The organism is Pseudomonas sp. CLCA07 (assembly GCF_053615335.1).
This window is the reverse complement of sequence record NZ_CM132131.1, coordinates 2,825,754-2,848,359: the sequence shown is the minus strand read 5'-3', so window position 1 is coordinate 2,848,359 and position 22,606 is coordinate 2,825,754. Positions and strand designations below refer to the sequence as shown.

At 60.0% G+C, this 22,606-nt stretch carries 20 protein-coding genes; 13 read left to right on the top strand and 7 right to left on the bottom strand.

The window, feature by feature from the left end; translation table 11 throughout:
• Positions 1-29 precede the first annotated feature (29 nt).
• The 5 genes from ACWGZX_RS13185 (at position 30) to ACWGZX_RS13165 (ending at position 6,045) form a co-directional block, all read left to right on the top strand.
• The gene (locus ACWGZX_RS13185; protein WP_452628606.1) at positions 30-1,940 is read left to right on the top strand and encodes an ATP-binding cassette domain-containing protein; all 1,911 of its coding nucleotides are present in this window, start codon (positions 30-32) and stop codon (positions 1,938-1,940) included.
• Positions 1,940-2,521 (top strand): mechanosensitive ion channel domain-containing protein, encoded by a 582-nt coding sequence (locus ACWGZX_RS13180; RefSeq protein WP_452628605.1) that lies wholly within the window; start codon positions 1,940-1,942, stop codon positions 2,519-2,521. Before ACWGZX_RS13185 ends, ACWGZX_RS13180 begins: the two co-directional genes overlap by 1 nt.
• Positions 2,522-2,800: 279 nt before the next feature.
• Entirely contained in the window at positions 2,801-3,433 is a 633-nt protein-coding gene (gene rhtB, locus ACWGZX_RS13175) for a homoserine/homoserine lactone efflux protein (RefSeq protein WP_027926427.1), read from the top strand.
• 151 nt (positions 3,434-3,584) lie between these two features.
• The gene (locus tag ACWGZX_RS13170; protein ID WP_452628604.1) at positions 3,585-5,483 is read left to right on the top strand and encodes an FTR1 family protein; all 1,899 of its coding nucleotides are present in this window, start codon (positions 3,585-3,587) and stop codon (positions 5,481-5,483) included.
• 106 nt (positions 5,484-5,589) lie between these two features.
• Positions 5,590-6,045 carry a YaiI/YqxD family protein gene (locus tag ACWGZX_RS13165; RefSeq protein ID WP_452629011.1) on the top strand — a complete coding sequence of 152 codons (456 nt, stop codon included), beginning with the start codon at positions 5,590-5,592 and terminating at the stop codon, positions 6,043-6,045.
• Between the two features lie 116 nt (positions 6,046-6,161).
• Here ACWGZX_RS13165 and elbB read toward each other — a convergent pair whose 3' ends face one another.
• Positions 6,162-6,830 (bottom strand): isoprenoid biosynthesis glyoxalase ElbB, encoded by a 669-nt coding sequence (elbB, locus tag ACWGZX_RS13160; protein WP_223517788.1) that lies wholly within the window; start codon positions 6,828-6,830, stop codon positions 6,162-6,164.
• Between the two features lie 115 nt (positions 6,831-6,945).
• Here elbB and ACWGZX_RS13155 point away from each other — a divergent pair, with 115 nt between their 5' ends.
• Positions 6,946-8,181, top strand: coding sequence for a sterol desaturase family protein (locus tag ACWGZX_RS13155; protein WP_452628603.1), 1,236 nt, complete (start codon positions 6,946-6,948; stop codon positions 8,179-8,181).
• Here the strand turns inward: ACWGZX_RS13155 and ACWGZX_RS13150 are convergent.
• Positions 8,162-8,794 (bottom strand): DedA family protein, encoded by a 633-nt coding sequence (locus tag ACWGZX_RS13150; RefSeq protein ID WP_452628602.1) that lies wholly within the window; start codon positions 8,792-8,794, stop codon positions 8,162-8,164. The two genes, ACWGZX_RS13155 and ACWGZX_RS13150, sit on opposite strands and share 20 nt — an antisense overlap.
• Before the next feature lie 208 nt (positions 8,795-9,002).
• Here ACWGZX_RS13150 and hemB point away from each other — a divergent pair, with 208 nt between their 5' ends.
• On the top strand, positions 9,003-10,016 hold the full coding sequence (gene hemB / locus ACWGZX_RS13145; protein ID WP_223517792.1) for a porphobilinogen synthase: 1,014 nt from the start codon (positions 9,003-9,005) through the stop codon (positions 10,014-10,016).
• Positions 10,017-10,034: 18 nt separating this feature from the next.
• Entirely contained in the window at positions 10,035-12,257 is a 2,223-nt protein-coding gene (ppk1, locus tag ACWGZX_RS13140) for a polyphosphate kinase 1 (RefSeq protein ID WP_452628601.1), read from the top strand.
• A gap of 231 nt (positions 12,258-12,488) precedes the next feature.
• Here the strand turns inward: ppk1 and ppx are convergent, their stop codons facing one another.
• The 5 genes from ppx to ACWGZX_RS13115 all read right to left on the bottom strand — a co-directional run bounded on the left by ppx (position 12,489) and on the right by ACWGZX_RS13115 (position 17,069).
• Positions 12,489-13,991, bottom strand: coding sequence for an exopolyphosphatase (ppx, locus tag ACWGZX_RS13135; RefSeq protein ID WP_452628600.1), 1,503 nt, complete (start codon positions 13,989-13,991; stop codon positions 12,489-12,491).
• A 231-nt stretch (positions 13,992-14,222) separates the two neighbouring features.
• Positions 14,223-14,960 carry an amino acid ABC transporter ATP-binding protein gene (locus ACWGZX_RS13130; RefSeq protein ID WP_452628599.1) on the bottom strand — a complete coding sequence of 246 codons (738 nt, stop codon included), beginning with the start codon at positions 14,958-14,960 and terminating at the stop codon, positions 14,223-14,225.
• Positions 14,947-15,597 carry an amino acid ABC transporter permease gene (locus ACWGZX_RS13125; RefSeq protein ID WP_452628598.1) on the bottom strand — a complete coding sequence of 217 codons (651 nt, stop codon included), beginning with the start codon at positions 15,595-15,597 and terminating at the stop codon, positions 14,947-14,949. Before ACWGZX_RS13125 ends, ACWGZX_RS13130 begins: the two co-directional genes overlap by 14 nt.
• Positions 15,594-16,262, bottom strand: a complete 669-nt coding sequence (locus tag ACWGZX_RS13120) for an amino acid ABC transporter permease (protein WP_452628597.1) — start codon at positions 16,260-16,262, stop codon at positions 15,594-15,596. Before ACWGZX_RS13120 ends, ACWGZX_RS13125 begins: the two co-directional genes overlap by 4 nt.
• Positions 16,263-16,283: 21 nt before the next feature.
• Positions 16,284-17,069, bottom strand: coding sequence for a transporter substrate-binding domain-containing protein (locus tag ACWGZX_RS13115; RefSeq protein WP_452628596.1), 786 nt, complete (start codon positions 17,067-17,069; stop codon positions 16,284-16,286).
• Positions 17,070-17,324: 255 nt separating this feature from the next.
• Between ACWGZX_RS13115 and ACWGZX_RS13110 the strand changes: the two genes are divergently transcribed.
• The 5 genes from ACWGZX_RS13110 to ACWGZX_RS13090 all read left to right on the top strand — a co-directional run bounded on the left by ACWGZX_RS13110 (position 17,325) and on the right by ACWGZX_RS13090 (position 22,564).
• Complete coding sequence (locus ACWGZX_RS13110; RefSeq protein ID WP_452628595.1) at positions 17,325-18,032, top strand: FadR/GntR family transcriptional regulator; 708 nt, start codon at positions 17,325-17,327, stop codon at positions 18,030-18,032.
• 120 nt (positions 18,033-18,152) lie between these two features.
• Entirely contained in the window at positions 18,153-18,482 is a 330-nt protein-coding gene (gene trxA, locus ACWGZX_RS13105) for a thioredoxin TrxA (RefSeq protein WP_003177349.1), read from the top strand.
• 247 nt (positions 18,483-18,729) lie between these two features.
• On the top strand, positions 18,730-19,989 hold the full coding sequence (gene rho, locus ACWGZX_RS13100) for a transcription termination factor Rho (protein ID WP_007942421.1): 1,260 nt from the start codon (positions 18,730-18,732) through the stop codon (positions 19,987-19,989).
• A 140-nt stretch (positions 19,990-20,129) separates the two neighbouring features.
• Entirely contained in the window at positions 20,130-21,596 is a 1,467-nt protein-coding gene (gene ubiD, locus ACWGZX_RS13095; protein WP_223517803.1) for a 4-hydroxy-3-polyprenylbenzoate decarboxylase, read from the top strand.
• Positions 21,596-22,564, top strand: coding sequence for a CDP-6-deoxy-delta-3,4-glucoseen reductase (locus ACWGZX_RS13090; RefSeq protein ID WP_452628594.1), 969 nt, complete (start codon positions 21,596-21,598; stop codon positions 22,562-22,564). Before ubiD ends, ACWGZX_RS13090 begins: the two co-directional genes overlap by 1 nt.
• Positions 22,565-22,606: the final 42 nt, after the last annotated feature.

The following is a 22,606-nucleotide window of genomic DNA, read 5'->3' as shown; positions in this document are numbered from 1 at the left end:
GAGCGAAGCTGGTAGACTCCGCCGCCATTATGATTCGACTTCAGAACCTGACTTTACAGCGTGGCCCTCAACGTCTGCTAGAAGACGCTGAGCTGACCCTGCACGCCGGCCACAAAGCCGGCCTCATCGGTGCCAACGGCGCCGGCAAATCGAGCCTGTTCGCCTTGATCCGGGGCGAACTGCACCCGGACTCGGGTGACTGCTTTCTGCCGGTCGACTGGCGCATCGCCCACATGCGCCAGGAAATCGAGACGCTCGAACGCCTGGCGGTCGACTACGTGCTCGATGGCGACCTGCGACTGCGTGAGGTGCAACGTGACCTCGCCGCAGCCGAAGCGGCGCATGACGGTGCCGCTCAGGCCCGCCTGCACTCGGAACTCGACAGCGCTGACGGTTACACCGCCGACGCCCGGGCCCGCAAGCTGCTGGCCGGCCTTGGGTTCACCAACGAGCAGATGGATCGCCCGGTAGGAGATTTCTCTGGTGGCTGGCGGATGCGTCTGAACCTGGCGCAGGCTTTGATGTGCCCCTCGGACCTGCTGCTGCTCGACGAACCGACCAACCACTTGGACCTCGACGCCATAATCTGGCTCGAAGAGTGGCTTAAAAGTTACCCCGGCACTTTGTTGCTGATTTCCCACGATCGGGACTTCCTCGATGCCGTGGTCGATCACGTGGCTCACGTCGATCAACGCAAGATCACGCTGTATCGCGGTGGTTATAGCGCCTTCGAACGCGCCCGCGCCGAACGTCTGGCCCAGCAACAGCAGGCTTACGAGAAGCAGCAGGCGCAACGTGCGCACATGGAAAGCTACATCGCCCGCTTCAAGGCCCAGGCCACCAAGGCCCGTCAGGCCCAGAGCCGGATCAAGGCGCTGGAGCGGATGGAAGAACTGTCCGCGGCCCACGTTGATTCGCCGTTCGATTTCGTTTTCCGTGAATCGCAGAAAATCTCCAGCCCGCTGATCGACCTGTCCGATGCTCGTTTGGGTTATGGCGACAAAGCCGTGCTGGAGAAGGTCAAGCTGCAACTGACCCCAGGCGCGCGCATCGGTTTGCTCGGCCCGAACGGCGCTGGTAAATCGACCCTGATCAAAAACCTCGCCGGTGAGCTCGAGCCGTTGGCCGGTCGCCTGACCCGTGGCGAAAACACCGTGGTGGGTTACTTCGCCCAGCATCAGTTGGACTCTCTCGACTCCAAGGCCAGCCCGTTGCTGCACTTGCAGCGTCTGGCCCCGACCGAACGTGAGCAGACCCTGCGCGACTTCCTCGGTGGCTTTGACTTCCGGGGTGCGCGTATCGATGAGCCGGTGCTGAATTTCTCCGGTGGCGAAAAGGCCCGTCTGGCCCTGGCGTTGATCGCTTGGGATCGGCCGAACCTGCTGCTGCTCGACGAACCGACCAACCACTTGGACCTGGAAATGCGTCTGGCGCTGACCATGGCGCTGCAGGAGTTCAGTGGTGCGGTTCTGGTGGTCTCCCACGATCGTCATTTGCTCAAAAGCACCACGGACAATTTCTATCTGGTGGCGGACGGCAAGGTCGAGGAATTCGACGGCGACCTGGAAGACTACGCCCGTTGGCTGGTCGACTATCGCCAGCGCAATGCGCCGGTCAGCAACACGCCGGTCAATCCGGACAAGACCGACAAGAAAGCCCAGCGCCAGGCCGCTGCTGCGTTGCGTCAGCAACTTGCGCCGCACAAGCGTGAGGCTGACAAGCTGGAAGCCGAGCTGGGCAAGCTGCACGAGAAGCTGGCGAAGATAGATACGAGCCTCGGCGACAGCGATATCTACGAACCGGCGCGCAAGAATGATTTGCGCGATCTGCTGGCTGAACAGGCCAAGCTGAAGGTGCGTGAAGCTGAGCTGGAAGAAGCCTGGATGGAAGCGCTGGAACTGCTTGAAAGCATGCAGGCGGAGCTGGAGGCATTGTCTTGATGGAGGCGTTCAAGCTGCCGTTGCCGGCGGTGTGGATCGAACCCCTCTGGCTCGTCGTGCAAATCCTGCTGATTCTGCTGGCCGGTTATTTTGCCCAGCGCTTCGTTGCCAAGGGTCTGACCCGGCTGGGCGAGCGTTATCCGTTTCCGCCGCAGTTGCTGATGCCACTGCGAGGCGGACTGCGCTGGCTGATCATGGGCAGCGCATTGATTTTCGTACTCGAACGCCTCGGGGTGTCGGCCACGGTGCTCTGGACCGCGTTATCCGGTTTTGTCGCGGTGGCGGCGGTGGCGTTCTTCGCCATGTGGAGCGTGCTCTCCAACCTGCTGTGCGCGATCCTGATCTTCACTGTCGGCCCGTTTCGCCTCGGCGACGTGGTCGAGTTGGTGGATACCACCGACAAGCCGGGTGTCAAAGGTCGGGTGGTGGCGATCAATCTGCTTTACACCACGTTGATCGAAGCGGAAGAACTCGGCACCGGCAGCGCCATGGTTCAGGTGCCTAACAGCCTGTTCTTCCAGCGCTCGGTTCGACGCTGGCGTGGTAGTGATGTACTTCCTTCCAGCGGCTTCGAGAAATAGGTTTACCTCTAGCATTTTGGTTGCCTGTTAATCCGTCTTCGCGGGCAAGTCGAATCGTCGCACCGCCGCTCCCACATTGAATCGTCAGTGGACACAAAATGTGTGAACAGCACTAATCAAGGGTGGGAGCGGCGGTGCGACGATTCGACTTGCCCGCGAAGGGGCCCTGAAGCTGTAAACGCTGGTCGGCAGCCGCAACATCCTGCAAAAAATCGGTAGTCACCAACCCAAAGCCGCATTAGTTTAGACGTCTGTCACGAGTCTGAGTCGAGGTGTGCAATGGAGCTTCAAACATGGCTGGCGTTTTTTGCCGCCTGCTGGGTGATCAGTCTGTCTCCCGGAGCCGGCGCCATTGCGTCGATGTCCAGCGGTTTGCAGTACGGTTTCTGGCGCGGTTACTGGAATGCCCTGGGCCTGCAATTGGGCCTGGCGGTGCAGATCGCGATTGTCGGCGCCGGTGTGGGCGCGATTCTCACGGCGTCGGCTTCAGCCTTCTACGCGATTAAATGGTTCGGTGTGGCATATTTGGTTTACCTCGCCATCAAGCAATGGCGCGCGCTGCCCAGCGACATGAGCGATGACGCGGCGGTGCGTCAGATCGGCAAGCCGATGGCGCTGGTGTTCCGTGGTTTCCTGGTCAACATCAGCAACCCCAAGGCGCTGGTGTTCATGCTGGCGGTATTGCCGCAGTTCATTGACCCGCATGCTCCATTGCTGGCCCAGTACCTGATCATCGGCGTGACCATGATCTGCGTCGACCTGATCGTCATGGCCGGTTACACCGGGCTGGCCTCCAAGGTGCTGCGTCTGTTGCGCACGCCCCAGCAGCAAAAACGCATGAACCGCACCTTTGCCGGGCTGTTCATCGGCGCGGCGGCGTTCATGGCGACACTGCGTAAAGCCGCTGTTTAAAAGCACCCAGGTACAAAAAAGGCGACCTCTTGAGGTCGCCTTTTTCATGTCAGAACAAGCACAGAACCTGCGGCGCTTGCGAACAAAGCTTGAGTGAAAGTCATTGGGAGGGAACAATGTGTTACTTCGTATTACCAATTGAGATTCATTCATGACTGCCCCGTCCCGTTTTCTGGCCTGGCTGGTGCTTCCGCTGTTTGCCTTGTGCAGTTCCAATCTGCTGGCCGACACCGTGGAAGGCGCGCCGCAAGCGCTGCATTTGCTCGATTACATCAGCGCGGATTACCCGCAAACCGTGCAAGCGGGCAAGTTGATCGATGAGTCCGAGTACCGCGGGCAGCTGGAATCCATCAAAACTTTGCAAGGCTTGATCGGTGCGATGCCGGCCAAGCCGGAGAAAGCCGGGCTGGAGCAGGGCGTCAGTTCGCTGGCCAGTGCCATTGCAGCCCGTCAGGACGGTGCGGACATGGCCCGCCAGGCCCGGCAACTCGGTGCGAAGCTGGCCGTGACTTATGAAATCAGTCAGGCACCGATCATTACCCCGGACCCGACCCGTGGTGCGCCGCTGTATGCCCAGCATTGTTCGGTGTGCCATGGTGATGCGGGGGCGGGCGATGGCCCGGCGGGTGTCGGCCTGACACCGCCACCGTCCAATCTGCGTGATACGGCACGCCTGGATCATCTGAGCCTCTACGCGCTCTACAGCACCTTGGGCCAGGGTATCGAAGGCACCGACATGCCGGCCTTCGCCGATCAGCTTGACGATCGTCAGCGCTGGGATCTGGCGACCTACATCGCCAGCTTCAGCGCCGATCCGGCGGCTGCAAAATCCGACAAGATCTACAACATCGCCGACCTCGGCCGTCAGACGCCGGCAGAAGTGCAGGCCGCTGATGGTCCACAAGCCGCCGCCACGTTCCGTGTGCAGCGGGCGCAACCGCCGCAGGTCAAGCGTGGCCCGGCGCAGTTGCTCGATTACACGGCTGCCACCCTGGACAAGAGCATCGCCGCCTACCGTGCCGGCGATCACGACCAAGCCTATGACCTGTCTGTCGCAGCGTATCTGGAAGGCTTCGAGCTGGTCGAAAGCTCCCTCGACAACGTCGATGCCAACGTGCGCAAGGATACTGAGAAATCGCTGATGGCATATCGGCAGTCGTTGCAGGACGGTTTGCCGGTGGCCCAGGCCCAGCAGCGTCTGGACACGGCCAAGGCCAAGTTGAAGGAATCCGCAGGCCTGTTGGGCAGCGATGGCCTGAGTTGGTCCCTGAGCTTCATCTCCGGTTTGCTGATCTTGCTGCGTGAAGGTCTGGAAGCCATTCTGGTGTTGGCGGCCATCCTGGCCTTCCTGCGCAATACCGGACAGCAATCGGCCGTGCGCAGCGTCAACGTCGGCTGGGGGCTGGCGCTGGTGGCTGGTCTGGCGACCTGGGCGCTGGCGGCGTATGTGATCGATGTCAGCGGCTCGCAGCGTGAATTGCTGGAAGGCGCGACGGCGCTGTTTGCCTCGGTCATGGTGCTCTGGCTCGGGGTGTGGATGCACGATCGTCGTCACGCGGCGGCGTGGCAGGATTACATCAAGAGCAGCCTGGTGGGTGGCGGCGGGCGTTTCGGCTTTGCGATCCTGGCGTTTTTCTCGGTGTATCGCGAACTGTTCGAAGTGATTTTGTTCTACGAAACCCTGTGGCTCCAGGCCGGGCCTGCGGGGCACAACGCCGTGCTGGCCGGCGGCGCCACGGCGCTGGTGCTGTTGGTGGGCCTGGCGTGGGTCATCCTGCGCGGTTCGGCGAAACTGCCGCTGTCGCTGTTCTTCAGCATCAACGCCGGTCTGCTGTGCGCGCTGTCGGTGGTGTTCGCCGGGCATGGCGTGAAAGCGCTGCAAGAAGCCGGGATCTTCGGTACCCGGCCGGTGCCGTTCTTTGAATTCGACTGGCTGGGCATTCATGCGGATGCGTATTCGCTGAGTGCTCAGGCGGTGGCGATCATTGCGATTGTTGTGCTGTATAGCCGCAGTTGGATGGCCGAGAAGCGGCGGGTGCAGGTTTCTTAACAGCATTCGCTGCGCTCACAATCGCGAGCAGGCTCGCTCCCACAAGTTGGCGTATAACCTGTGGGAGCGAGCCTGCTCGCGATTTTTATTGGAAGAGGAAAAAATGATGCGTGTCTGGATCGACGCCGACGCCTGCCCTCGGGCGGCCAAGGATCTGGTGGTGAAGTTCGCCCTCAAGCGCCAGTACGAAGTGGTGCTGGTGGCGGGGCAGCCGCAGATCAAGCCGGGGCTGGCGCTGGTGAAGTTGATCGTGGTGCCGAGTGGCCCGGACGCCGCCGATGATTACCTGGTGGAGCATGCGGTGCCGGGTGAGCTGGTGATTTGCAGCGACGTGCCGCTGGCGGACCGGCTGGTGAAGAAGGGAGTGGCCGCGTTGGACCCGCGTGGCAAGGAGTTCGATGCGCAGAACATGGGCGACCGGCTCGCGGTGCGCAATCTGTTCACCGACCTGCGGGAACAGGGGCAGATGGGCGGTGGACCGGCACCGTTTGGCGAGCGAGAGAAGCAAGCGTTTGCCAATGCGCTGGACCGGATGCTTACCCGGCTGACCCGAAAACCCTGAGCCAAGTAGTAATCCCTGTAGGAGCTGGCTTGCCAGCGAAGACGGCGGCACATCCAGCATCGATGTGGCTGACCCACCGCTTTCGCTGGCAAGCCAGCTCCTACAGTGGAATAGGGTCAGGCGTCGTTTTCGTGGGTCAGTTCCAGGACGCGGTCGACCATTTTGTTGATGCCGGACGCCGCTTCGCTGATGCTCTGCGCCAGCATGTACGCCGGTGTACTTACCAGTTTGCGGGCCCTGTCTTCGACAATTTCGGTCACGGCGCAATCGGTGTGGGTCGCGCCCATTTTGTTCATGGCTGCCGCGGTCTGGGCGTCGTTGCCGATGGTGCAATTCACCCCCGGTCCATAGATCTTCGCCGCCAGCGCAGGCGAGATGCACATCAAGCCGACAGGTTTTCCTGCTTCGGCGAAGGCTTCGGTCAGCGCCAGGACATCCGGTTGCACGGTGCAACCCGCGCCTTCGATGGCGAAGTTCGACAGGTTCTTCGCTGAGCCAAATCCGCCGGGAACGATCAGTGCGTCGAAGTCGTCGACGTCGGCCTCGCGAATATCCTTGATGTTGCCCCGGGCGATCCGTGCCGACTCCACCAATACATTGCGCGACTCAGGCATTTCGTCGCCGGTCAGGTGGTTGATCACATGCAATTGCGCGATGTTCGGGGCAAAGCACTGCACCTGAGCGCCACGCTGGTCCAGTCTCAGCAGGGTAATCACGCTTTCATGGATCTCGGCGCCGTCGTACACGCCACAGCCGGAAAGGATCACTGCAATTTTTTTGCTCATGGGTTGTTCTCCAGATTCATGGCGTTAAATGTCCACTAATTTGACGCTCGTTGCCATAGGGTAAATACGCGGTTACACCTAGCATCTGTCCTCAAGATTCCGATCAGAGCGCGTCATGGACTTCATTCTGTATGCGGTGCCGTTTTTCTTTGTGCTGATTGCCGTGGAGCTGCTGGCCGATCGTTGGCGCGGGGTCAGCAATTACCGTGTGGCCGATGCGATCAACAGCTTGAGTACCGGTGTGCTGTCGACCACCACGGGCCTGTTGACCAAAGGTGTCGGGCTGGTGACCTATGCGTTTGCCCTTGAGCATATGGCGCTATTCGAGCTATCGGCCGAGAGCGTCTGGGTGTGGATATTTGCCTTTGTCCTCTACGACTTCTGCTATTACTGGCTCCACCGCATGGGCCATGAACGCAATATTCTTTGGGCCGCGCACTCGGTGCATCACCAGAGCGAGGAGTACAACCTTTCCACCGCGTTGCGCCAGACCAGCACCGGCTTCCTGCTGAGTTGGATTTTCTACCTGCCGATGGCTGTGCTCGGCGTGCCGCTGCTGGTGTTCGTCAGCGTGGCGGCGCTGAATCTGCTGTATCAGTTCTGGGTGCATACGCAGCACATTCCCAAGCTCGGCTGGTTCGAATGGTTCTTCGTGACGCCGTCCAATCACCGGGCTCACCATGCGCAGAATGCTCTCTACATGGATCGCAACTACGGTGGGGTGTTCATTATTTGGGACCGTCTATTTGGCTCGTTTCAAGAAGAAGACCACAACGAGCCGGTGATTTTCGGTGTGACCACGCCGTTGGCGAGCTGGAATCCGCTGTGGGCCAACGTGCAGTTCTATACGCAATTGTGGGATGACGCGCGGCGTGCCGAGAGCACGTGGGACAAGCTGCGGATCTGGTTCATGCGCACCGGTTGGCGTCCAGCGGATGTGGCGGCCAGGTTCCCGACGAGCAAGCCTGACTTGAACCTGTTCCGTAAGTTCGAGGTGCCGCTGGACAGCCGTCAGCAACTGTATGTGGTGTTGCAGTTTTGCGCCTACATCGCGCTCGGCAGCTACTTGATGAACCTGGAAAGGAGTTTGCCAACCGCCGCGTTGGTACTCGGCTGGGGTGCGGTGGCGCTGGGATTGTTTACGTTGGGTGTGGCCCTGGAGAATCGCCCGTGGGCGTTGAAGCTGGAGCTGCTACGGCTGGCATCGAACGTGCCGCTGGTATGGCTGGCGCCGGTAGTCGGGCTGTGGCCGGCCAGCGCGGTGGGTTGGGTCGGCTTGCTCAGTTACAGCTTGTTCAGTGTCATCGGTCTCTACTGTTGCAGAAACCGCTTCACTCGCTTGGCGTCTTAGGCACTTCTACATCGATCCGTTCGGCTTTCAGGGCTTGCTCGTCGGCGTAGACTTTCTTCGCCAGGCGGGCATTCTTGAAACGACGACGCAGCCATAGACTCAGGCCCACTACCAGCAAGGCGCCGAGCACCCACAGTTCGTACTTCTTGACGCTGCCGAGCATGCTCTCCAGCACGGCGCCAAAGTGATAAGCCGCCGCAGCCAGTGCGGCCGCCCAGATCGCCGCACCAATCCCGTTCAACAGCAGATAACGTCCCGGTGGATAGCCCGACAGGCCGATGGCCACCGGCATCACCGTGCGCAAACCGTAGACAAAGCGGAAGCTCAGCACCCAAATGTCCGGGTGCTTGCGGATGTGCTCCAGCGCCCGATCACCCATCATTTGCCAGCGCGGCTTGCGGGCCAGCAATTTGCGACCGTGCTTGCGCCCCATGAAGTACCACAGCTGATCACCGGCATAACTGCCGAAGAACGCCACGACCACCACCAGATTGATGTCCATGTATCCGCGGAACGCGAGGAAGCCGGCGAGCACAAGGATGGTTTCGCCTTCGAAGAACGTGCCGAGAAACAGGGCAAAATAGCCAAAGTCGTGCAGGAATTGTTGGAGCATTGTCTGGGTGCTGGCGAAATGAACGCGCAGCCTAACCCTTCGGGCACATTCGTGAAAGTGTCCAAATGTGTCTCGACGTGAACATTTCCTACAACGACAATGGAATGCGACTACCTGTCGCAGGGGTGCACATAACTGTAATGCGTTAGTCATAATGATCGCTTATAACTGTCACGCTCGCCCGCCAGCGCGAGCTCAGGAGTCTGCCGTGAGCTTTACCCCCGCCAACCGTCTGTTTCCCGCCACCCGTCTGCGCCGCAACCGTCGTGATGAATTTTCGCGACGACTGGTCCGTGAAAACGTTCTGACCGTCGATGATCTGATCTTGCCGGTGTTCGTCCTGGACGGTGAAAACCGTCGCGAGGCGGTGGCCTCGATGCCGGGCGTCGAACGCCTGACCATCGATTTGTTGCTGGAAGAAGCCGCGAAGTGGGTCGAGCTGGGGATTCCGGCGTTGGCGCTGTTCCCGGTCACGCCGCCGGAGCTCAAGACACTGGATGCCGCCGAAGCCTGGAACCCGAACGGTATTGCCCAGCGCGCCACTCGCGCACTACGGGCGCAGTTCCCTGAGCTGGGGGTGATCACCGATGTTGCCCTGGACCCGTTTACCACCCACGGTCAGGACGGCATCATCGACGAAGAAGGCTACGTGCAGAACGACATTACCGTCGATGCACTGGTAAGACAGGCTCTGTCCCACGCTGAGGCCGGCGCTCAGGTGGTGGCCCCGTCCGACATGATGGACGGTCGTATCCAGGCGATCCGCGAAGCCCTGGAACTGGCTGATCACGTCAACGTGCGCATCATGGCCTATTCGGCCAAATACGCCAGCGCCTACTATGGTCCGTTCCGCGACGCGGTCGGTTCGGCGCTGAACCTGGGCAAGGCCAACAAGGCCAGTTATCAGATGGACCCGGCCAACAGCAACGAAGCCCTGCACGAAGTGGCGGCAGACTTGTCAGAAGGCGCGGACATGGTCATGGTCAAACCAGGCATGCCGTATCTGGACATTCTTTACCGGGTCAAAGAAGAATTCAAAGTGCCGACGTTTGTTTATCAAGTCAGCGGCGAATACGCCATGCACATGGCGGCGATCCAGAATGGCTGGTTGAGCGAAGGGGTTATTCTAGAATCCCTGACCGCTTTTAAACGTGCAGGCGCCGATGGCATCCTGACTTACTTTGCCGTCCGCGCCGCTCAATTGTTACGAGAGCAACAATAGCCCTCACAGGAACATTCCATGAATACCGAAGTACTCACTGAAGTTGCTGTAAAAGAGGCTCAACCTGTGGTCGAGCAAATCGCCGAAACCCCGCCGGAGCTGGAGCCCGCTCCGCCCGCGGTGGTGGCCGAAACCGTAGCCGCGGTGCCGGCGATTGCCATTCCCGGACTGGATGACAGCAGCCTGTACATCCATCGCGAGCTTTCGCAACTACAGTTCAACATCCGCGTGCTGGAACAGGCGCTCGATGAGTCCTACCCCTTGCTGGAGCGGCTGAAGTTTTTGCTGATCTTCTCCAGCAACCTGGACGAGTTCTTCGAAATTCGTGTGGCCGGCTTGAAGAAGCAGATCACCTTCGCCCGTGAACAAGCCGGCGCCGATGGTCTGCAACCGCATCAGGCCCTGGCCCGCATCAGCGAACTGGTGCACGGTCACGTTGACCGTCAGTACGCGATCCTCAACGACATTCTGTTGCCGGAACTGGAAAAACATCACGTCCGCTTCATCCGTCGTCGTCACTGGACCACCAAGCTCAAGACCTGGGTTCGCCGTTATTTCCGTGACGAGATCGCGCCGATCATCACCCCGATCGGTCTCGACCCGACGCACCCGTTCCCGTTGCTGGTGAACAAGAGCCTCAACTTCATCGTCGAGCTCGAAGGTGTCGACGCCTTCGGTCGCGATTCCGGTCTGGCGATTATCCCGGCGCCGCGCCTGCTGCCGCGGGTCATCAAGGTGCCGGAAGAAGTCGGCGGCGCCGGCGACAACTATGTGTTCCTGTCGTCGATGATCCACGCCCACGCCGATGACCTGTTCCAGGGCATGAAGGTCAAGGGCTGCTACCAGTTCCGTCTGACCCGAAACGCCGACCTGGCGCTGGATTCCGAGGATGTCGAAGACCTGGCCCGCGCGCTGCGCGGCGAACTGTTCTCGCGTCGCTACGGTGATGCAGTGCGTCTGGAAGTGGCTGACACCTGCCCGAAACACCTGTCGGACTACCTGCTCAAGCAATTCAACCTGAGCGAGTCGGAGCTGTATCAGGTCAACGGTCCGGTGAACCTGACGCGTCTGTTCAGCATCACCGGCCTGGACAGCCAGCGCGAGCTGCAATACCTGCCGTTCACGCCGCAGATCCCGAAACTGCTGCAAAACAGCGAGAACATCTTCAGCGTGATCAGCAAGCAGGACATCCTGCTGTTGCACCCGTTCGAATCGTTTACCCCGGTGGTCGACCTGCTGCGTCAGGCCGCCAAGGACCCGCACGTGCTGGCCGTGCGTCAGACCCTGTACCGGTCTGGCGCCAACTCGGAAATCGTCGATGCGCTGGTGGACGCGGCGCGAAACGGCAAAGAGGTCACTGCGGTGATCGAATTGCGTGCACGGTTTGACGAAGAATCCAACCTGCAACTGGCCAGCCGTCTGCAAGCGGCCGGTGCGGTGGTGATCTACGGCGTGGTCGGTTTCAAGACCCACGCCAAGATGATGCTGATTTTGCGTCGCGAGGCGGGTGAAATTGTCCGTTACGCACACTTGGGCACGGGCAACTATCACGCCGGCAACGCCCGCCTCTACACCGACTACAGCCTGCTGACCTCCGACGACGCCTTGTGCGAAGACGTCGGCAAACTGTTCAGCCAGTTGATCGGTATGGGTAAAACCCTGCGCATGAAGAAGCTGCTGCATGCGCCGTTCACGCTGAAGAAGGGCATGCTCGACATGATTGCCCGGGAGACTCAGTTCGCCCTCGACGGCAAGCCAGCGCACATCATTGCCAAGTTCAACTCGCTGACCGATCCCAAGATCATCCGCGCGCTGTACAAGGCCAGTCAGTCCGGGGTGCGTATCGATCTGATAGTGCGCGGCATGTGCTGCCTGCGGCCGGGCATCGCCGGGGTTTCGCACAACATCCACGTGCGCTCGATTATCGGTCGCTTCCTGGAGCACACCCGGGTCTTCTACTTCCTCAATGGCGGCGAAGAACAGATGTTCCTCTCCAGTGCCGACTGGATGGAGCGCAATCTCGACAAGCGCGTCGAGACCTGCTTCCCGGTGGAAGGTCGCAAGCTGATTGTGCGGGTCAAAAAAGAGCTGGAGCTGTACCTCACCGATAACACGCATAGCTGGAGTTTGCAGTCGGACGGTCGTTACGTCCGTAACACGCCGACCGGCAACCAGAACCCGCGCAGTGCCCAGGCCACATTGCTGGAGCGCTTGGGCAGTCCGATCCTGACGGTGCGTTAACTCCCCAAGCCTGTGGGAGCGAGCCTTTGTGGCGAGGGGGCTTGTCGGAACGCCGCATCGCCCCGTTGGGTCGCGAAGCGGCCCCAAGTCTTTGCGACTGCTACGCAGCCGAACGGGGCGGTGCGGCGTTCCGACAAGCCCCCTCGCCACAAGTTCGCTCCCACAGGGGATTGTGTCGCTCGCTGAATCGCGAGCATAAAAAAGGCCTTCCGAAGAAGGCCTTTTTCAGATTCAGCGAGCGTTCAGGACAATGTCGACGCGGGTGAGCCATTCAGCTTCGATGGCGAAGTCGGCCTGGGTCAGTTGGTTGTCGTCCAGCCATTTCTCCGGGAACAGCACCTCAAGGCTGTTGCCATTGGCGCGCAGCTCTACCTGAGGCATTTGCTGGGTGCCGCGGATGTGATGGAACAGGATCGCAAAGCGCAGCAATACGCACAGACGAATCAGCTTGATGCCGTCATCGCCGAACTCGGCGAATTTGTCCTTGGGAATGTTGCGACGGTGACCACGTACCAGCAGGGCCAGCATTTGCTGGTCCTCGCGGGAGAACCCGGCCAGGTCCGAGTGCTCGATCAGGTAGGCGCCGTGCTTGTGGTACTGATAGTGCGCGATGTCCAGGCCCACTTCGTGGACTTTGGCGGCCCAGCCGAGCAGTTCACGCCAGACACCGTCATCCAGATCCCAGTCCTTGGCGACTTGATCGAAGGCATGCAGCGCCTTGCGTTCGACCCGCACCGCTTGTTCCTGATCGACGTGATAACGCTCCATCAGCGAGCTGAGCGTGCGTTCACGGACGTCTTCGTGGTGATGACGGCCCAACAGGTCGTAGAGCACGCCTTCACGCAGGGCGCCTTCGCAGTGGTCCATGCGCTGGAGTTCGAGGGCGTCGAAAATCGCTTCGAGAATCGCCAGGCCCGCCGGGAAAATGGCCCGGCGGTCGGGCTTGATGCCGTCGAAGTCGATTTTCTCGACGTCGCCGAGCTTGATCAGCTTGCGCTTGAGCCAGGCCAGGCCTTCGGCATTCACCTCGCCAGTGCCGTGGCCGCCGGCCTTCAGCGCCAGGCCGATGGCGCGGATGGTGCCCGAGGAGCCAATGGCTTCATCCCAGGTCAGGCGGTGCAGGGCGTGTTCAATGCTCATGATCTCCAGCCGTGCCGCGGTGTACGCCTGGGCGTAGCGGGCCGGGGTGATCTTGCCGTCCTTGAAATAACGCTGGGTGTAGCTGACGCAGCCCATTTGCAGGCTTTCGCGCAGCAGCGGCTCAAAACGCTGGCCGATGATGAATTCGGTACTGCCGCCGCCAATGTCTGCCACCAGGCGTTTGCCCGGGGTGTCGGCGAGGGTGTGGGACACGCCAAGGTAGATCAGGCGCGCTTCTTCACGGCCGGAGATGACTTCTACCGGGTGGCCGAGGATTTCTTCGGCGCGGCGGATGAATTCGACGCGGTTACGAGCCTCACGCAGGGCGTTGGTGCCGACGATGCGCACGGCGCCCGTAGGCATGCCGCTGATCAGTTGGGCAAAACGCTTGAGGCAATCGAGCCCGCGCTGCATGGATTCTTCGTTGAGATGGCGCTCTTCGTCGATGCCGGCGGCCAGCTGAACCTTTTCCCCGAGGCGTTCGAGAATGCGGATCTCGCCGTTCTGGGCCTTGGCCACGACCATGTGAAAGCTGTTGGAGCCCAGGTCGATTGCGGCGATCAGGGACAGATTCTTGGCTTGGGATTGCGGCATGGTCAGGGGGTCTCGGTCGATAACCTCGACATCCTGCCACGATCAAAGGCTGGCGCCAACGCGCAGTGTTCAAAGCCGTGATCCAACACAACCCTGTGGCGAGGGGGCTTGCCCCCGTTCGACTGCGCAGCAGTCGTAAAACCTGCATGCGCGGTCTATCTGGAATCGATGTGAATGGTTTTTGGGCTACTTCGTAGCCCAACGGGGGCAAGCCCCCTCGCCACAAAAGCCTTAACCGGCCGCTTCGACGGTGCCAATGAAATTCGCCAGCTCCGCCGTCTGCGGATTGGCGAACAGCACTTTCGGATCCCCCACCTCATGCACCTTACCCTGATGCATGAACACCAACTTATCCCCAACCTCCCGGGCAAAGCGCATTTCGTGGGTGACCATGATCAGTGTCATCCCGTCCCTGGCCAGTTGCCGAACCACACTCAGCACTTCATTGACCAGCTCTGGGTCCAGCGCCGAGGTAATCTCATCGCACAGCAACACCTTGGGCGACATTGCCAGCGCTCGGGCAATGGCCACCCGCTGTTGTTGCCCGCCGGACAGCCGGTCGGGGAAGGCGTCAAACTTTTCCCCCAGCCCTACGCGTTCCAGCATCTCCCGCGCCAGTTCGGCCGCTTTGGCTTTCGGTACTTTTTGCACCACTTGCGGCGCGAGCATGACGTTCTCGCCAACGGTCAGGTGCGGAAACAGGTTGAACTGCTGGAACACCATGCCGACTTTCTGCCGCAGGCTGCGCAAGTCCGCGCGGGCGGCGTCGAGGTATTCGCCGTCCACTTCGATCACGCCGTCGTTGATCGACTCCAGGCCATTGAGCGTGCGCAATAACGTGGATTTGCCCGAGCCGCTGCGGCCGATGATCGCCACCACCTGGCCTTCCTCGACACTCAAGTCGATGCCTTTGAGCACATGGTGATCGCCGTAATATTTATGCAGGGCGGAAATTCTAAGCAGAGGCATGCAGTCTCCTTTCCAGGTAGCGCGCGCTGAGGGACAAGGGGTAGCAGAGCAGGAAGTAACCGAGGGCAACCAGGCCATACACCATGAAGGGTTCGAAGGTGGCGTTGGCGAGCATGCCGCCGGTCTTGGTCAGTTCGGTGAAACCGATGATGGACGTCACGGCGGTGCCTTTGACCACTTGCACCGAAAAGCCCACGGTCGGCGCCACGGCGATTCGCAGCGCTTGCGGCAGGATCACGTAACGCAGTTGCTCCAGTGGATTGAGCGCCAGGCTTGATGAAGCTTCCCACTGGCCGTCGGGAATCGATTCGACGCAACCGCGCCAGATTTCCGCCAGATACGCGCTGGTAAACAGCGTCAAAGCAACAGCAGCGGCCATCCACGGCGAAATGTCCACGCCGGCCAGCGCCACGCCGAAGAACACCAGAAACAGCTGCATCAACAGCGGCGTGCCCTGGAACAGTTCGATGTAAGTGCGAGCAAAGCTGCGCGGCACGGATTTTTTCGAAATACGCATGACCATGATCAGCAAGCCAATCAACCCGCCGCCGATAAACGCTACCAGCGACAGCGCCAGGGTCCATTGCAGGCCCGTGAGCAAGTTGCGCACGACGTCCCAAAAGGTGAAATCGCTCATTGGCTACTCCTAGCGATATACCGGCGACCGATCCAGTTCAGCAATTGGCGGATCAACAACGCCATGCACAGGTAGAGCAGGGTGGTCAGGGCGTAGGTTTCAAAGGCGCGGAAGTTGCGCGATTGGATGAAGTTGGCGGCGAAACTCAGTTCTTCGGTCGCGATCTGCGAGCAGACGGCCGAACCCAGCATGACGATGATGATCTGGCTGCTCAGCGCCGGCCACACCTTGCCCAGGGCCGGCAGCAGGACCACGTGGCGGAACGCTTCGAAGCGATTCATCGCCAACGCGGCTGCGGCTTCAAGCTGCCCCCGGGGAATCGCCTGGATGCCGGCACGAATGATCTCTGTGGAATAGGCGCCAAGGTTGATCACCATCGCCAGCGCCGCGGCCTGCCATTCTGAAATCTGCACGCCCAGGGATGGCAATCCGAAGAAGATGAAAAACAATTGCACCAGAAACGGTGTGTTGCGGATCAGCTCGACGTAAACCCCGAAAATCGCCGAGAACGGTCGAATGTTCCACGCCCGCACCAGCGCCCCGACGATGCCAAGCCCTACGCCAAGCAAGGCACCGATTGCCGTCAGCTCAAGGGTGAACAGCGCACCGCGCAGTAACAGGTCGGTGTTTTGCATCACCGGCAGAAAGTCGAACTGATAAGCCATGCTCAGTCTCCTTGGTGAAAATCAGAGATCGGCCGGCAATGGTTCTTTCAGCCAGGTCCGGGAATTTTTCTCCAGCGCGCCATCAGTCTTGGCGGTGGCGAGAATCTGATTGACCTTGCCCAACAGCGCGGGCTCGTTCTTGTTCACGCCAACGTAGACCGGCGAATCCTTGAGCTTCACTTTCAGCACGGGTACGCGTTTCGGGTTTTTCTCGCTGATCGCCACCATCACCACATTGCCGCTGGCGATCAGGTCAACCTGGCCGGCGAGGTAGGCGGCAATGGTTGAGTTGTTGTCTTCGAAGCGCTTGATGGTCACGCCTTCGGGGGCCACCTTGGTCAGTTCGATGTCTTCGATGGCGCCACGGGTGACGCTGATGGTTTTGCCCTTGAGCTCGTCCAGGCTTTTGATGTCGGCGTCTGGCGGGCCGAACACCGCGAGGTAGAACGGTGCGTAGGCGTTGGAGAAGTCGATGACCTTCTCGCGCTCGGGGTTCTTGCCGAGACTGGAGATCACCAGATCCACCTTGCCGGTCGTCAGGAACGGGATGCGGTTGGTGCTGTTGACCGGGGTCAGTTCGAGGTTGACCTTGAGCTGATCGGCCAGCAGTTTCGCGGTATCGATGTCCAGGCCGCGCGGTTTCATGTCCGGGCCGACCGAGCCGAACGGCGGGAAGTCCTGCGGCACGGCGACTTTGAGAACGCCGCGCTTAACCACATCCTCCAGACCGTCGGCGTGGGCGGGCGCCTGGCTCAGCATCAGGCTGGCAAACAGGGCGGCAAGGAGGGCGCTGTAACGCTGGGTCATGGAAAATCTCCGGATCGGCGAGAAGTAAATTCTGCGGATCGACAGAGCACGGGCCATGCCAAGAGTGGATTTTGGGGGCGCAGACCACGGGTTTACTGACGTTGTTCGGTCTTACTGGTCTGAACAGTCAGGTCGTGTTTCGCACCCCGATAGCGCATTGCCGGAAACCACCGAACCCCCATGGGGCACGACTTGCCGGGCGCTGCGATTAGCTTTACAACTAACCGCTCTTTGGCCAGGTTCGTTTGAAAAACCATGAATTCGCTCTCCCGCGCCGTTCCAGAAGTGGCACTGCAAGCCATTCGTAAACTGATCATCGAGCAAGGATTCGGGCCGGGGGATGCCTTGCCCTCGCAACGGGACCTGGCGGTGCAGTTGGGGGTCAGTCGAGCGTCATTGCGTGAGGCGTTGTCGTCGCTGAGCGCGGTGGGTGTGATCAATATCCAGCCAGGCAAAGGCGTATTCGTGCAGTCGCCGGTGGACCTGCCGCGTGGAGAGGCTGTCGTGAGCTGGCCGTTCGCTGCCCAGGCCTCGCCGCTGGATATTTTCCAGTTGCGTTATGCCCTGGAGGGTTTTGCCGCCGGTTTGGCGGCGGTGACCCTGAGCACTCAAGAGCTTGATGCGCTGGAAGACAACGTCGCTGACATGCGCAAGGAATTGAAGGCCGGCGACTTCGAGGCGGCGGCACGGCTGGATTTCGAGTTCCACCGGCGCATCCTGCTGGCCAGCGGGAATCAGGCGATGCTGAGCATCCTGACCGCCAGCGCGGAGATTTTTCTGGAGAGCCAAAAGCTACCGTTCATCCGGGCTGAACGGGCCATGGAAACCTGGCAGGAACACCGCAAAATCCTCCGCGCGCTGACCCGTCGGGCATCCGGCGCTGCGCAGAAAGCTATGCACGAACATGTACGAAATGCGGCGCTGCGTACAGGAATTGCCTTCGTCGCTCCCGCCACCTCATGACTTGAGCTATACCCAAACTCATGCAGCACCATAGCGAGACTCAATCATCTGCACCTTCCTGAACGAAGGAAGGGCGGCTATGATGGGCCACGTTTTTTTGCTTACAACCTGGAGACTTCCATGAGCAGCGATCTTATCAAACACGTTAGCGACGCTAGCTTCGAGGCCGACGTACTCAAGGCCGAAGGCGCTGTACTGGTCGACTACTGGGCTGAGTGGTGCGGCCCTTGCAAAATGATCGCTCCTGTTCTGGACGAAATTGCTGAAACCTACAAAGGCAAGCTGACCATTGCCAAACTGAACATCGACGAAAACCAGGAAACACCGGCCAAGCATGGCGTGCGTGGTATCCCGACGCTGATGCTGTTCAAGAACGGCAACGTTGAAGCGACCAAGGTCGGCGCACTGTCCAAGTCGCAGCTGGCTGCTTTCCTCGACGCCAACATCTAAGCGTTGATTTAAGCGTCATCAAAAAGGCCCCGCACATTGCGGGGCCTTTTCGTTATTCAGGGCTAGACGCTCCGAAACTCAGGTGTTACATTCGGCCCCGCACTGGTTTCTCCATTGCCCCCTGCTAGCCGTCGCCGACGCACTCCTTTTCGAATAAGTACGCGATCCTGTCGCCTTCTCTGCGGCGCGGCCTCATTAAGCCAAAAGCTTAATTTCCCCCCTCCATAAATGATTACGTCATTCCTATATGAATCTGACTGAACTCAAGCAAAAGCCGATTACCGAACTGCTCGAATTGGCCGAACAGATGGGCATAGAAAATATGGCCCGTTCGCGCAAGCAGGACGTGATTTTCTCCCTGCTCAAAAAGCACGCTAAAAGCGGCGAGGAAATCTCCGGTGATGGCGTGCTGGAGATTCTCCAGGACGGCTTCGGCTTCCTGCGCTCCGCTGACGCTTCCTATCTGGCCGGCCCGGACGATATCTACGTTTCGCCAAGCCAGATCCGCCGCTTTAACTTGCGCACCGGTGACACCATCGTTGGCAAGATCCGCCCTCCAAAGGAAGGCGAGCGTTATTTCGCGCTGCTCAAGGTTGATACGATCAACTACGATCGTCCCGAGAACGCGAAAAACAAGATTCTCTTCGAGAACCTGACCCCGCTGTTCCCGACTGTGCGCATGAAGATGGAAGCCGGTAACGGTTCCACCGAAGACTTGACCGGTCGTGTCATCGACCTGTGCGCCCCGATCGGCAAAGGCCAGCGCGGTCTGATCGTTGCACCGCCGAAAGCCGGTAAGACCATCATGCTGCAGAACATTGCAGCGAACATCGCCCGTAACAATCCTGAAGTTCATCTGATCGTGCTGCTGATCGACGAACGTCCGGAAGAAGTAACCGAAATGCAGCGCACCGTGCGCGGCGAAGTGGTTGCCTCGACGTTCGACGAGCCGCCAACCCGCCACGTGCAGGTTGCCGAAATGGTGATCGAGAAGGCCAAGCGCCTGGTCGAACACAAGAAAGACGTGGTGATCCTGCTCGACTCCATCACCCGTCTGGCTCGCGCCTACAACACCGTGATCCCGAGCTCCGGCAAGGTACTGACCGGTGGTGTCGATGCCCACGCCCTGGAGAAACCGAAACGTTTCTTCGGCGCCGCGCGGAACATCGAGGAAGGCGGTTCGCTGACCATCATCGCCACCGCGCTGGTTGAAACCGGCTCCAAGATGGACGAAGTGATCTACGAAGAATTCAAAGGCACCGGCAACATGGAACTGCCTCTGGATCGTCGTATCGCTGAAAAACGCGTCTTCCCGGCCATCAACATCAACCGTTCCGGCACGCGCCGCGAAGAGTTGCTGACGGCGGACGACGAGTTGCAGCGCATGTGGATCCTGCGCAAGCTGCTGCACCCGATGGACGAGATCGCTGCCATCGAGTTCCTGGTCGACAAGCTGAAAACGACCAAGACCAACGATGAGTTCTTCCTGTCGATGAAACGCAAGTAAGTCGATAAGAGCACTAGAGCCGGGGAAACCCGGCTTTTTGCTATCTGATTTTTGATCAACTGGCAGTTCGTGGTTCTGAATAGAGGGGTTCGGCGCTAAACTGCCACCCCCGAACGGCACGGCCAACACGAGGCTCACGCATGCAGTATCGCGACTTGCGCGACTTTATCAGCGGCCTGGAAAAACGCGGCGAACTCAAGCGCATCCAGGTTCCGGTGTCCCCAGTGCTCGAAATGACCGAGGTCTGCGACCGCACCCTGCGTGCCAAAGGTCCGGCGCTGCTTTTCGAAAAGCCCACGGGTTATGACATCCCGGTGCTCGGCAACCTGTTCGGCACCCCTGAGCGCGTGGCGTTGGGCATGGGCGCCGAGGCGGTCAGTGAGCTGCGCGAGATCGGCAAGCTGCTGGCTTTCCTCAAAGAGCCCGAGCCTCCGAAGGGCTTGAAAGACGCCTGGTCGAAGTTGCCGATCTTCCGCAAGATCATCGCCATGGCGCCGAAAGTCGTCAAAGACGCGGTGTGCCAGGAAGTGGTCATCGAAGGCGACGACGTCGATCTGGCGATGCTCCCCGTGCAAACCTGCTGGCCCGGCGACGTCGGTCCGCTGATCACCTGGGGCCTGACCGTCACCAAAGGTCCGAACAAGGACCGCCAGAACCTCGGCATCTACCGTCAGCAAGTGATTGGCCGCAACAAGGTCATCATGCGTTGGTTGAGCCACCGTGGCGGTGCGCTGGATTACCGCGAGTGGTGCGAGAAGCATCCTGGCCAGCCATTCCCGGTGTCCGTGGCGTTGGGCGCTGACCCGGCAACCATCCTCGGTGCCGTAACGCCGGTACCGGACAGTCTTTCCGAATACGCGTTTGCCGGTCTGCTGCGCGGCAATCGCACCGAGCTGGTGAAGTGCCGTGGCAATGACCTGCAAGTCCCGGCCACTGCCGAGATCATCCTTGAAGGCGTGATCCATCCGGGTGAGATGGCCGATGAAGGTCCGTATGGCGACCACACCGGTTACTACAACGAAGTCGACAGCTTCCCGGTGTTCACCGTCGAACGCATCACCCACCGGATCAAGCCGATCTACCACAGTACCTACACCGGCCGTCCACCGGATGAACCGGCGATTCTCGGCGTGGCGCTGAACGAAGTGTTCGTGCCGATCCTGCAGAAGCAGTTCCCGGAAATCACCGACTTCTACCTGCCGCCTGAAGGTTGCTCGTACCGCATGGCCATCGTGACCATGAAGAAGTCGTATCCGGGGCATGCCAAGCGGGTAATGCTCGGTGTCTGGTCGTTTTTGCGACAGTTCATGTACACCAAGTTCGTTATCGTCACTGATGACGACATCAACGCGCGGGACTGGAACGACGTGATCTGGGCCATCACCACGCGCATGGACCCCAAGCGCGACACGGTGATGATCGACAACACGCCGATCGACTACCTCGACTTCGCCTCGCCGGTCTCAGGCCTGGGGTCGAAAATGGGGCTCGATGCCACGCATAAATGGCCGGGCGAAACCACTCGCGAGTGGGGCCGGGTGATCGTCAAGGACGACGCCGTGACCCAACGGATCGATGCCATCTGGAATCAGTTAGGAATAGATTGATGCGTGTAACCTTGCAGCCCTCCGGAGCAGTGCTGGATATTCTGCCCGGCGAGCGGATTCTCGATGGTGCGCGGCGCCTGGGCTATGAATGCCCGCAAAGCTGCCGCAACGGCAATTGCCACGTGTGCGCGGCGTTGCTGGTGGAAGGGCGGGTCGAACAAGCCGGTAATGTGCGCGACCATGGCGAGTTCTACACTTGCATTGCAGAGCCGCTGGAAGACTGCATCGTGCTGTGGGATGGCGTGCTCGCGCTGGGAGAACTGCCGGTGCGCAGCGTGTCGTGTCAGGTCATTGAATGCAGGGACGTCGGCGGCGACACCTGGCGTGTGCGTCTGCGCGCGCCGGCCGGTAAACCACCGCGTTATCACGCGGGCCAGTACCTGATGATCGAGCGTGAAAGCGGCGAAAAATCCGCGTTTTCCCTGGCGTCGGCACCCCATGGCGGGCGTGATCTGGAAATTCATGTATTGGCGCGCGAAAGCAGTGCGTTAAATCTGATCAGCCAGCTTCAGCGCAATCCGATGGTGCGAGTCGAACTGCCATTTGGCGATACGCATCTGGCGGAATTGCCGGACGGCCCGCTGGTGTTGATCGCCGCGGGCACCGGCATGGGCCAGATCCACAGTCTGATCGAACACTGCCGCGCTACGGGCTTCAAGCATCCGGTTCACCTGTACTGGGGTGTGCGCCGTCCTGAAGACTTTTACGAGATTGAGCATTGGGATGAATGGCTGAAACTGCCCAATTTGTTCCTGCATAAAGTCGTCAGTGATCAGTGCGGTTGGGGAGGGCGCTGCGGGATGCTGCATGAAGCGGTGTGTGAGGATTTCCCGGATCTGAAATCCTTGCATGTCTATGCCAGCGGCTCACCGGCCATGGTCTATGGCACGCTGGATGCGCTGGTTGAAGCCGGAATGGATGCTCATCAGATGCGTGCAGATGTGTTTGCATACGCGCCTCGATCTTGATCCCCGTTTGATCGATATAACTTCCCATATAGCCGATCGGTA